At 69.6% G+C, this 11,532-nt stretch carries 8 protein-coding genes; 6 read left to right on the top strand and 2 right to left on the bottom strand.

The features are described from left to right. The 4 genes from DBR34_RS24110 to DBR34_RS19400 all read left to right on the top strand — a co-directional run. On the top strand, positions 1–288 hold a 288-nt coding region (locus tag DBR34_RS24110; protein WP_258224145.1), incomplete at its 5' end, for an amidohydrolase family protein. Next, entirely contained in the window at positions 285–1,352 is a 1,068-nt protein-coding gene (locus DBR34_RS19410) for a heparan-alpha-glucosaminide N-acetyltransferase domain-containing protein (protein ID WP_128097994.1), read from the top strand. The genes DBR34_RS24110 and DBR34_RS19410, both read left to right, overlap by 4 nt. Before the next feature lie 127 nt (positions 1,353–1,479). After that, the gene (locus DBR34_RS19405; RefSeq protein ID WP_128098007.1) at positions 1,480–4,464 is read left to right on the top strand and encodes an autotransporter domain-containing protein; all 2,985 of its coding nucleotides are present in this window, start codon (positions 1,480–1,482) and stop codon (positions 4,462–4,464) included. Between the two features lie 159 nt (positions 4,465–4,623). Beyond that, on the top strand, positions 4,624–5,676 hold the full coding sequence (locus DBR34_RS19400; RefSeq protein WP_128097993.1) for a S41 family peptidase: 1,053 nt from the start codon (positions 4,624–4,626) through the stop codon (positions 5,674–5,676). Between the two features lie 55 nt (positions 5,677–5,731). On the opposite strand, the gene DBR34_RS19395 is transcribed toward DBR34_RS19400, so the two are convergent. After that, on the bottom strand, positions 5,732–6,952 hold the full coding sequence (locus DBR34_RS19395) for a multifunctional CCA addition/repair protein (RefSeq protein ID WP_128097992.1): 1,221 nt from the start codon (positions 6,950–6,952) through the stop codon (positions 5,732–5,734). Between the two features lie 264 nt (positions 6,953–7,216). Further along, positions 7,217–9,208 carry a transglycosylase SLT domain-containing protein gene (locus DBR34_RS19390; RefSeq protein ID WP_128097991.1) on the bottom strand — a complete coding sequence of 664 codons (1,992 nt, stop codon included), beginning with the start codon at positions 9,206–9,208 and terminating at the stop codon, positions 7,217–7,219. A gap of 132 nt (positions 9,209–9,340) precedes the next feature. Between DBR34_RS19390 and DBR34_RS19385 the strand changes: the two genes are divergently transcribed. Both DBR34_RS19385 and DBR34_RS24105 read left to right on the top strand, forming a co-directional pair. Next, positions 9,341–9,748, top strand: a complete 408-nt coding sequence (locus DBR34_RS19385; protein WP_128097990.1) for a biopolymer transporter ExbD — start codon at positions 9,341–9,343, stop codon at positions 9,746–9,748. 216 nt (positions 9,749–9,964) lie between these two features. Next, positions 9,965–11,532: TonB-dependent receptor plug domain-containing protein (locus DBR34_RS24105; RefSeq protein ID WP_258224150.1), on the top strand; the 1,568-nt coding region annotated here is incomplete at its 3' end.

The raw sequence follows: 11,532 nt of genomic DNA, 5'->3' as shown, positions 1-11,532 counted from the left end.
CTCTATGGCGAAGTGATCACCGCCGTGGATGGCGTGGTGCGCAATGCCGCCGGCTCGTTGGCGGGCTCGGCTCTGGACATGGCCACGGCGGTGCGCAACGCGGTGCACCTGCTCGGCCTGCCACTGGATGAGGCCGCCCGCATGGCCTCGCGTTACCCGGCGCAGTTCCTCAACCTGGACGATCGCCTGGGCGAGATCGCCGAGGGCTACCAGGCCGACCTGGTGCTGCTCGACGACGCGCTGCAGGTGCGCGCCACCTGGATTGCCGGCGAGCGCGAAGACGCATGACCGCACCCGCATCGCCGCGCATGGGCTCGATCGATGCGCTGCGCGGGCTCACCGTGGCGGCGATGCTGCTGGTCAACAACCCCGGTGACTGGGGCCACGTGTACGCACCGCTGCTGCACGCGGACTGGCATGGCTTCACGCCCACCGACCTGATCTTCCCGCTGTTCCTGTTCATTGCCGGCGTGTCGATGGCCTTCAGCCTGTCGCCGCGCGCGGGTGAGCCGGCGCTGCGCCCGGCCTTGCGCAGTGGCCTGCTGCAGCGTGCGCTGCGCATCGCAGTGGCCGGCGTACTGCTGCACCTGCTGGCGTGGTGGCTGCTGGATCTGCCGGCCTACCGGCTATGGGGTGTGCTGCAGCGCATCGCGCTGTGCGTGGCGGTGGTCGGGCTGCTGGCCATCCAGACGCGCGCCCGCACGCAATGGGCGGTGCTGGCCGGACTGCTGCTTGCGTACACGCTGATCCTGCTGGGGGCCGGTTCGCTGGCACCGTGGGTCAACCCGGCCAGCCGCCTGGATACCGCGCTGTTTGCGCCGTTCCTCTACAGGTACGACCCGCTGACCGGGCTCGGCCACGACCCCGAAGGGCTGCTGAGCAGCCTGGGCGCTCTGGCCAGCACACTGCTGGGCCTGCGTGCGGGTGCGTGGCTGCGGGCAGGGCAGGTGGGTGGGCTGGCGGTGCTGGCAACGGCCTGCCTGCTCCTGGGCGGCGTGGCCGCGCTGTGGCTGCCCCTCAACAAGCAGCTGTGGACCCCCAGCTTCGTGCTGTGGACGGGCGGGATGTCGGTGGCGGCACTGCTGCTGGCGCATCTGCTGGTGGATCGCTGGGGTGCCCCGGCGCTGGGCCGGCGCTTTGGTGTCAACGCGATTGCCGCCTACCTCGGCTCGTCGGCGATGGCCCTGCTGCTGATCGCCAGCGGCGCGTGGGGGTGGCTGTACCAGGCTGTTTCGGGGCTGCTACCGACTGCACCCGCGCTGGCCTCGCTGCTGTGCGCGCTGGGGTTCGTGGCCGTGTGGTGGGGCGTGGTGTGGGTGTTGGACAGCCGCCGCATCTACCTGAAAATCTAGCGCGGGCGGCCCATCGTTTACCCGACCATCACGGTGGAGCGGTAAAAGTACCGACGCCGGTCTGCGTAGAAGCACTGGGGCCGTTGCCTTACCCCCTCTTGTCGAACAGGAAAGGTGTATGCGCCCCATGCCCGCTTCGCCGTCACCCACGGTGCTGGCCGTCCGTATTTCGCAGCGGTTGCGCCGAGGCTGCGGGGGTGCACTGGGCACGGTCCTGCTGGCCGGTGCCGCGCCGGCCTGGGCCGGGTGCGACAACCCCACGCCCGGGCAGGGCCAGACGGTGACCTGCTCGACCGCAGCGCCCAATCCGGATCCGGTGGCGATTGTCACCGCCGGCGGCGCCTCCAACACCACCATCAACGTGCTGGCCAACGCGCAGCTCGGTATCGCCAGCGGCAACGCGATCACCGTGCAGGCCGGCAGCGGGCATGTCATCAACAACACCGGCAGCATCATCGCCACTGCGGGCCGCGCGCTGCAGCTCAACGGGGCGACCTACCTGGTGAACCGCGGCACGATTGCCGGCAGTACCGGCGGCGTTGTGTCCGGTGCCGGCAACGACCGCATCGACATGCTCGGCGGCAGCATCCAGGGCGGCGTGCTGCAGGGCGCGGGCAACGACGCGCTGGTGATCCGCGACGGCGTGATCGACAGCGTCGACCAGGGCGATGGCGAGGACAGCCTGGAGATCAGCGGCGGCAGCGTCACCGGCACGGTGCAGCAGGGCTCGGGCATCGACACCTTCCTGATGACCGGCGGCAGCATCGGCGCGCTGCTGCAGGGCGACGCGCTGGATCGCTTCCGCATGACCGGCGGGCGCATCGTCGGCGCGTTCGACGATGGCGACTACGCCGAGATGACCGGCGGCCGCATCGGCCGGGTCAACATGAAGCTGGACGACAACACCTTCCTGATGTCCGGCGGCACCATCGATGGCAACCTGGTCACCGGTTTCGGCCGTGACACCATCGTGCTGTCGGACGGGTACATCGGCGGCAACATCAGCGTCAGCGGTGGCGACGACGCGGTCACCATCACCGGCGGCACGGTGCGCGGCGAGATCCGCCTGAGCTTCGGCAACGACAGCCTGACCTGGAACGGCGGCGGCGTGGTGCACGGCGCGATCGATTTCGGCGAAGGTGATGACGTCGCGCAGCTCACCAACCTCAATGCCGCCCACCTGGGCGCGCTGCCGGTGTTCGACGGTGGGCTGGGCAATGACGTGCTCGGCTTCGACAACGTCAAGACCGGCGGCGTGGCGCGCTTTGCCAACTGGGAACAGGTGGCGCTTCGCGACGATACCCAGCTGACCTTCGACGGCACCCTGGTACTGGGCGACAGCACCAGCGGCACCGGTCGCCTGGACATCGATGCCACCAGCGCGGTGTTCGGCGGTGGCGGCAACGGCGGCGTCGCCCCGTTCGTGGCCGGGCAGCTGGCCACGCTCACCAATGCCGGCCGCATCGACCTCAGCAACGGCGGCGGCGCGGGTGACACCTTCACCGTGGTCGGCAACTACGTCGGCAACGGCGGCGCGCTGTATCTCAACACGGTGCTGGGCGACGACAGTTCGCTGTCGGACAAGCTGGTGATCTCCACCGGCAGCGCCAGCGGCACCACGGGCGTGGGCATCCTCAACGCGGGCGGCGCCGGCGCCTCCACCGTGGCCGACGGCATCCTGGTGGTGCAGGCGATCAACGGCGCCACCACCGCGCCCACCGCATTCGCGCTGTACAACCCGGTCGCTGCCGGTGCCTACGAGTATTTCCTGTTCAAGGGCGGGGTCAGTGGCGGCACCGCCGAAAACTGGTACCTGCGCTCGACCCTGGTGGCGAGCGTGACCCCGGCGCCCGCACCGCCGCCGGGCGGCGGAACCCCGCCGCCGCCGCCGCCGCCGGACAGTACCGGCACGCCGCCGGTCGACCTGCCGCCCGCACCGCCGCCGCCGCCGGACGTGAATCCGCCGGATGATCCCAACCCGGCCGCGCCCGAGCCGGCGCCGCCGCCGGAGCCGGCCGACCCGGCCGACGTTGCGCCGCCCAGCATCGATACCCCGCCGCCGGTGCCCACCGAGGTGGCGGCGGTGCCGGGGCCGCTGGCGGTGCCACCCACGCCGGGTGCGCGTCCCGCGCAGGGCGGCATCATTCCGCTGTACCGCTTCGAGACCGGCCTGTACTCGGTGGTACCGCCGCTGCTGCGCGAGACCAGCCTGGCCAGCCTGGGCACCTTCCACGAACGCCAGGGCGAGCAGCGGTTGCTGGCCGGGCAGGGCGGCGTGCGCGCGGCCTGGGCGCGGCTGGTGGGGCAGAGCCACGAACAGCAGTGGGACGGGGACGCGCAGCCCGGCTTCGACGGCGATATCCAGGGCATCCAGGCCGGCCTGGACCTGTATGCCAACGCGGCAGACGAGCACCGCGATCAGTTCGGCGTGTTTGTTGGCCGCACCCGCGCGCAGGGCAACGTGAGCGGATTTGCGATCGGCTGGGAAAACGTGGCGGTGGGCCGCACCCGGCTGGATGACAAGCACGTGGGTGTGTACTGGACCCGCGCCGGCAGTGCCGGCGGCTACCTCGACGCGGTGGTGATGCAGAGCCGCTACGACGGCGACGCAACGTCCTCGCGCGGCCTCGGCATCGACGTGCGCGGCGATGGCACCACCGCCTCGCTGGAAGTGGGCAAGCCGCTGCTGCGGTTCGGGCAGAGCGCGTGGTGGCTGGAGCCACAGCTGCAGGTGATCTGGCAGCGCACCTCGATCGACGATGCCGGCGACGCGGTGTCGGCAGTGCGCTTTGACAACGACAACGCCTGGACCGGGCGCGTCGGCCTGCGGCTGGCTGCCGACTACGACATCGCCGGCAACGGCTGGCAGCCGTACATCAAGCTCAATTACTGGCAGACCCTGGACGGCGAAGACCGCATCGATTTCGACAGCAACCGCATTCTCAACCAGCAGGATTCACGTGCGCTGGAAGTGGGCGTGGGCGTGGTGGCGCGCTTCAACAGCACCGTCAGTGCGTTTGCGGTGGCCGATTACACGCGCGACCTGGAAAGCAGTGCGCAGAAGGAGCGCAAGGTGATCGAGGGCAACATCGGGTTGCGGCTGGACTGGTAGGGCGGCAGCCGGCGAGCATCTGCGGCGGCACGCCGGGCACGACCGGCGCTGCCGGGCGCGTTGTGACGTGAGGCATCGCTGGTTGTGCGAATGGCGCACTGTTCCGACTGTCGCGTGCAGCGGTAAGCTGCAGCCTCTTCACTACAAGGATGTAGCACGATGATCGCAGGACGTGGCGTGTGGTTGATGGTGGCGTTGGCAGCGGCAAGTGGCGCTGCAAACGCACAGGACGTCCCCAGCGCAGAGGCGCAGGCACGGATCCTGGACCTGCTGCAGCAACAGTCGTTGTATCGCGACCGCGTGGATTGGCCCAAGGCCCGCGCGGAGCTGGCGGCCGCACGCGACCCGGCGCAGACGCGACGGGTGCTGGACGATGTGATCCAGCGCAGCAGCGGCGGGCACGGGCGGTGGACGTCGGCCAACGAATTAAGCGCGCAGTCCAGGCGCGCACAGGCCACGCAGGCGGCGATGGGGGCGATGGGGGCTGCGCCCACGCAGACCGATGATGCCAGCGGCGGACCGACAGCGCGGCTGGGGTGGATCAAGGTGGGGCCCTACGTGGATGACATGACCCAACCCGAGGATGTGCAGTACCAGGCCCGCAAGCAGGCAGCCATCGCGCTGCAGACGCGCATCCGGGAGCAGGATGATGGCAACCGCTGTGGCTGGGTGGTCGACCTGCGCGGCAACAGTGGCGGCAACATGTGGCCCATGTTGCTGGGCCTGGGCCCGTTGCTGGGCGATGCCAAAGGAAGTGATCCGGTCGGCATGTCCCTTCGCGCGGACAAACAGCAGCCGTGGGCGTATCGCGAGGGTGCGGTCTGGTTGGACGGCAAGGGTATGGTGGGATCGCGCAACACGCAGTATGCGCTGCGCCGCCCCGGCGCACCGGTGGCGGTCCTGTTTGGGACGCGCACCGCCAGTTCCGGTGAGGCATCGGTGCTGGCGTTCCGCGGTCGGGCAGCCTCACGCAGCTTCGGCCAGCCCAGTGCCGGCTATTCCACCGGCAACGCCACACCCCGATTGCCCGATGGGAGCCTGTTGGTGTTGACCAGTAACGTGATGGCCGACCGCAACGGCGTAGGCGACGGCAGCCCCCTGCAGCCCGACGTCACGGTGGGCGCAGGGCAGGACGCGGCCGCGGCGGCACGCGAATGGCTGCTTGCGCAGCCGGCCTGCAAGCAGGCGGCTGCGGTGGCGGATACCCGCTGAAATCGGGTGGGCCGGTCCGGCCCGACAGTGTGCGGGCCGACACCGGCGCAGGTGTTCAGCGCAGCGCGGCAATCGCCCGCGTACGCGCCTTGGCCAGCGCTTCACCCACCGCCGGCCCCTTCAGGTGGGTCAGGTCCAGGTCGCGCGCCTGGATGGCCAGTGCCGCCTGGTGCAGGCGGGTGAGCGTGGCGCCCTGCGGGTAGTCGCTGTCCTCGAATCCCAGTCGGCCGCGCTTGTCGGCCTCGCAGCACAACGCGATCTGCGCAATGCGCTCCGGGCGGCGGAAGCCGTCGCACCGGGCCAGCAATTCCAGCACGGTGGCATCGCGCAGTTCGTCGATGCGGTGCACATTGAGATGATCGCGGCACACCGCTTCGGCCAGCTGGCGGTGGTCCAGCGGCACCTTCAGGCGGTCGCACAGGGCGTGCAGCGGGGCGACGCCGCGCTGCTCGTGCATGATGTGGCGCGGCCATTCCGACGGCGGCGTCAGGCCCTTGCCCAGGTCGTGGGTGAGCGCGGCGAAGCCGATCAGGTCGTCGCCCGGGGCCAATCGCGCGGCCATGTCGCTGACCATTTCCTGGTGCACGCCGGTATCCACCTCGGGATGGAACTCGGCGCGTTGCGGCACGCCGTACAGTGCCTCCAGTTCCGGCAGGATCGCGCGCAGTGCGCCGGCCTCGTGCAGGGTGCGCAGGAAAGCCGAGGGCTGGGCGCAGGTGAGCGCGCGGCGCAGTTCCTGCCACACCCGCTCGGGCACCAGCGCATCGAGCTCGCCGCTGTCGGCGATCTGGCGCATCAGGTCCAGCGTTTCCGGGGCCACGGTGAAACCGAGCGGGGCGAAGCGCGCCATGAAGCGCGCCGCGCGCAGTACCCGCAACGGGTCTTCCACGAACGCCGGGCCCACGTGGCGCAGGATGCGCTGCTGGAGGTCGCGTGCACCGCCATAGGGGTCCACCAGCGTACCGGTGGCCTCGTCGCAGGCGATCGCGTTGATGGTGAAGTCGCGGCGCAGCAGGTCGTCTTCCAGCGTCACCGACGGGTCGGCATCGACCACGAAGCCGCGATAGCCGCGCCCGGATTTGCGCTCGGTGCGCGCCAGTGCGTATTCCTCGCCGGTGTCCGGATGCAGGAACACGGGGAAGTCGCGGCCCACGGCCTTGTAGCCTTGGGCTTCCATCTGCGCCTGCGTGGCGCCCACCACCACCCAGTCGCGGTCACCGGGGGGCTGCTGCAACAGGCGGTCGCGTACGGCGCCGCCGACAAGATAGATCTTCATGCGCCCATGATGCCGCAGTGGGCCAGGACGATGCGAACCGTCGCCGGCCCGGGGACGTGGTGCCGGCCGCTGGCTCTGGGCATCTCGTAGTGCCGGCCGCTGGCCGGCTCCTCGCAATCTTCGGGCAAATCGTAGTGCCGGCCGCTGGCCGGCTCGTCGCAATCTTCGGGCATCTCGGGGAGCCGGCCAGCGGCCGGCACTACCGGGTGTTCGGGCGGTGCGGGGAGCCGGCCATGCCGGGGTGTTCGGCGGCCGGCACCTGGCTCAGTCGCCGCCCTTGTCCGCGTTGGCGGCGCACGCGAAGTTCTTGCGCTTGGCTTGCAGGCGGCCGTTCATGCGGTCGGTCACCGGCAGGGCGTTGCCGTTCAAGCGCCAGTCGTAGATCACGCTGAAGGCCAGGATGCGCGCGACGTACTCGCGGGTTTCCTTGTAGCTGATGGTCTCGATCCAGATGTCCGGGTCGAAGCCCGGGCGCTGGGTCTGCCAGCGCGCGGTCGGCGTGGGGCCGGCGTTGTAGGCGGCGATGGTGATGTAGGGCAGGCCTTCGTACTTGTTCATCAGCTGGCGCAGGTAGGCCGTGCCCAGGGCGATGTTGGTATCCGGGTCGTACAGGCTGGCGGCGCCGCCGTAGTTGGTGAGGCCGATCGACTTGGCCACGCTGGCACCGGTGGCCGGCAGCACCTGCATCAGGCCCATGGCGTTGGCCGGCGAGCGCGCCTTCGGGTTGAAGATGCTCTCGGCGCGGATCTCGGCGGCCACCCAGGCCGGGTCGATCGCGTTGCGGGCCGATTCGCGGCGGATGGCGTCGTCGTGATGCAGCGGGAAGCGCAGCGAATACAGGCGCTGCTCGTCCGGGGTCTTGCCCAGCGAGAACACCGCCCGGTCGAACCAGCCGTTGTCGCGCGCCACTTCCACCGCGATGCGGCGCTGGGTGGTGTCGTAGCGGCTCAGGGCGTCATTCCACTCGGCCACGGCCCAGCCGGCGCGTTCGATCTTGAACAGCTCCATCGCCCGCACGATGGCCGGGTCGCGGGCGACCGCCGCCTGCGCCTGCGCGCTGTCGTTGGGTTCCCACGGGCACAGCGTGTAGGTGGACTGGCCGAGCTGGTCGGCGGCGAGGAAGCCGTGGAAGGTGGCGGCACGCGCGGCCTCACGGTACAGCGGCTGGGCCTCGCTGCGCTTGCCGGTCTTCTCCAGCATGCGGGCCTCGAAATAGCGCCAACGCGAGTCGCTGCGCTGGGTCGGGCCCATCTTGCGGATCGCGGCCAGTGCCTGCGGCCAGTCGCCGCGCGACATCGCTTCGCGCGCGCGCCATTCGTGCAGGCGCTCGTCGTAGGCCGAATCGGGCACCGCATTGAGGCGGCGCGCCGATTCGGGGCCGTACGAGGCCACCGTCCACAGCGCCACCTGGTACAGCACCTGCGCCTGCTGGGCCGCGCTCAGCTGCAGCGCGTTGGCGTACTGCGGCAGCTGCTGCTCGGTGGCGGCGGGGTCGGCCTTGGCCAGCTTGGCCAGGCCATCGGTGGCGATGCGTCGGCTGCGTTCGTTGCGTGGCCAGTTCAGGGCGCTGGCATTGGGCTTGTCGACAAAGGCGGCATACGTGTTGGCCAGGGCCAGATCGGCGGCGGGCAGGCCGCGCGCGGCGCTGCGCATCACCGCGGGCTGCTGTTCGTCGGCGGCCGCATCGATGCGGGCCCAGCGCAGGTCGGCGCTCAGGCCGCCCCGGGCATCGAGTACGGCGAACACCGCATCGCAGGCATCGGGCAGGGACTTGCCAGTGCTGCGCCAGATCGCCTGGGCCTCGCTGGTCCACTGTGCGTCGGCCTTGCCGGTGGCCTGGCGCGCGTTGAGCTGGGCACAGCGCAGGCCAACATTGTCGGTGGGCACCCAGTTGGCCAGCAGCGTGGGCCAGTCCTGGCGGCGTGCCAGCGCCGGCAGCCAGACGCTGCGGAAGCTGCTGGCCACGGCCTGGCCGTTGTAGCGCTTGAGGAAGTCCTGCGCCTGCGTGGCGCTGACCGTGTCGATGGTGCGGCGCAGGTTGGCGTATTCCAGCCAGCCATACAGCGGGTGCCTGCTCAGCGCTGCGGCCTGGGCCGGGTCGTACTGGCCGCGCTCGGCGTTGTCGATGGCTGCCTTGAGCTGCGCGCGCTGCGCATCCAGGTTCTGCGCATCGGCCACCGGGCTGACCCCGGTGCAGGCCAGCAGGACGGAGGCGCTGAGAAAATACAGGGGAAGTCGAGTCATGGCCGAAAGCATAACGGCGCACGGTGAAGGGCGGTGAGGGCAAGCCGACTCGATCATGAACGAGCGCCGCACAACGCCGTGAAGACGGGCCGCGGCCGGCGTAGTGTCGGCCTTGGGGCAGCCCGCTCCAGGGAGAGACAGAGCATGGCATTCCGCGCAGCCGCGACGTCTGGACCACTGGCCGAGATCAACGTCACCCCGTTGGTCGATGTGATGCTGGTGTTGTTGATCATCTTCATCGTGACCGCCCCGATGGTGTCCTTGCCCATCCCGGTCAACCTGCCGCAACGCACGACCACGGTGGTGCCGCCCACCGAGCCACCGCCGCCGATCGAGCTGCGCGTGGATGCGTCCAACCAGGTCACCTGGAACGGGCAGGGGGTGCCGGTCGCGTCCCTGCAGGCACGCATGCAGGACCAGGCGCAGACACACGCCGGCAACCTGCCGGAGCTGCGCATCGCCAGCGACCCCGACGCGGAATACGCAGTGATGGCCAAGGTGCTGGCGGCCGCCAGCAACGCGCACCTGGAGCGCATCGCCTTCGTGCAGTAGCGCGGGTACGCACTGCAGCGCACAAAACAACGCCCCCGCCTGCGGGGGCGTTTTGCGTTGTGGCGCCTACATGTTGCCTGTTCGGATTTGTCGCAGTCACGTGAAAAGGTGCCTTCCGTCACGACCCTCGTTTTACCGTTTGTTTACAAAGGAGACGTTGCCGCCATGCAGGGGGGCGCGGCAGCCCAGCCCAACATTCCTTTGTGGAGAGAGCGAATGAACGACCTGCACTACCGCCCCTTGGCGGTCGCTGTATCGCTGTGTCTGTTGTTGGCAGTGCCCGCCCTGGCCGGCGCGCAGGAAACACCCCGTACCACCACCGAGCTGGACCGCGTCGAGGTGACCGGCAGCCGCATCAAACGCGCCGAAGTGGAAGGGCAGGTGCCGATCCAGACCCTGACCCGCGCCGAGATCGAGCGCACCGGCATGAACTCCATTGGCGAGGTACTGCAGCAGCTGACCGGGTCGGGGTCGGCGCTGAACGCCAAATTCAATTCCTCCGGCAACTTCGGCTTCCCGCCCGACGGCAGCGGCGTGGGCGCCGGTTCGGCGCAGGTCGACCTGCGCCACCTGGGCGCCAAGCGCGTGCTGGTGCTGGTGGACGGTATCCGCTGGGTCAACGAATCCTCGGCGTCGGGCGTGGGCGCGGCGACCGATCTCAATACCATTCCGCTGGCCATCGTCGAGCGCATCGAAGTGCTCGAAGACGGTGCGTCGTCGTTGTACGGTTCCGACGCCATCGCCGGGGTGGTCAACATCATCACCCGGCGCGAATTCGACGGCGGCCAGGTCACGCTGAACTACGGCGAATACAGCAAGGGCGACGGCACCCAGAAGGGCGTGGATCTGGCCTGGGGCACCAGCGGCGACCGCTACACGCTGTTCCTGGGCGCCAGCTGGACCAAGCAGGACCCGGTGTACGCGCGCGACCGCGAGCAGTCGCGCTTCCCGATCCCGGGCACCGGGCTGGCCTTCGGCAGCGGTGGCATCCCGCAGGGCCGCTTCGCCTTCGTCGACCCCAACACCGGGGCCGAGCAGGACATCGTGCCCAACACCGGCGTGAGCAATCCGCGCTACGACGGCAGTGCCGGGTGCAGCCGTACCGACGACTACCACTGCTTCACCTCGGCCGACCGCTTCAACTTCGCCGAATACAACATGGTGCTGACGCCGTCGGAACGCAAAGGCATCTTCGGCCAGTTCCGCTTCGACATCACCGACAACATCCAGTGGTACATCAAGGCGCTGGGCAACCGCCGCGAATCGACCAACCAGGCCGGGCCCGAGCCGCTGTTCTTCGGCCCCGATGGCGCCACCGGCAATCCGCTGGCCGACAACATCGTGGTGTCCGCGCTCAACCCGTACAACCCGTTCGGATTCGACCTGGTGTCCTCGGGCAACATGAGCCTGATCGGCCGGCGCCCGGTGGAAGGCGGCGCGCGCATCTTCGAGCAGGAGGTCAACACGCAGTACTTCGCCACCGGCCTGGTGGGCCAGTTCGAGGCCGGCAGCCGCAGCTGGTTCTGGGACGTCAACGGCATGTACAGCAAGAACAAGGCCGAACAGACCAACTACGGCAGCTATGACATCTTCAAGGTGAACATGGCCCTGGGCGACCCGGCGGTCTGCGCGGCCACGCCCGGTTGCGTGCCGCTGAACATCTTCGGCGGTGCCGGATCGATCACCCCGGCGATGCTGGACTGGATCCAGCCGGTGGTGCGCGACCGCAGCCAGAACGAGTTGAGCCTGTTCACCGCCAACCTGAGCAGCGACCTGTTCACGCT

Origin of the sequence: Stenotrophomonas sp. HMWF003 (assembly GCF_003061285.1) — a bacterium.
Taxonomy (GTDB): Bacteria; Pseudomonadota; Gammaproteobacteria; order Xanthomonadales; family Xanthomonadaceae; genus Stenotrophomonas; species Stenotrophomonas maltophilia_AP.
The sequence above is the reverse complement of the archived record's forward strand: the minus strand, read 5'-3'. Positions and strand labels throughout refer to the sequence as shown.

Coding starts and splice junctions, on each gene's coding strand:
- DBR34_RS19410 (WP_128097994.1), top strand. CDS start 285: ATGACCGCACCCGCATCGCCGCGCATGGGCTCGATCGATGCGCTGCGC.
- DBR34_RS19405 (WP_128098007.1), top strand. CDS start 1,480: ATGCCCGCTTCGCCGTCACCCACGGTGCTGGCCGTCCGTATTTCGCAG.
- DBR34_RS19400 (WP_128097993.1), top strand. CDS start 4,624: ATGATCGCAGGACGTGGCGTGTGGTTGATGGTGGCGTTGGCAGCGGCA.
- DBR34_RS19395 (WP_128097992.1), bottom strand. CDS start 6,952: ATGAAGATCTATCTTGTCGGCGGCGCCGTACGCGACCGCCTGTTGCAG.
- DBR34_RS19390 (WP_128097991.1), bottom strand. CDS start 9,208: ATGCTTTCGGCCATGACTCGACTTCCCCTGTATTTTCTCAGCGCCTCC.
- DBR34_RS19385 (WP_128097990.1), top strand. CDS start 9,341: ATGGCATTCCGCGCAGCCGCGACGTCTGGACCACTGGCCGAGATCAAC.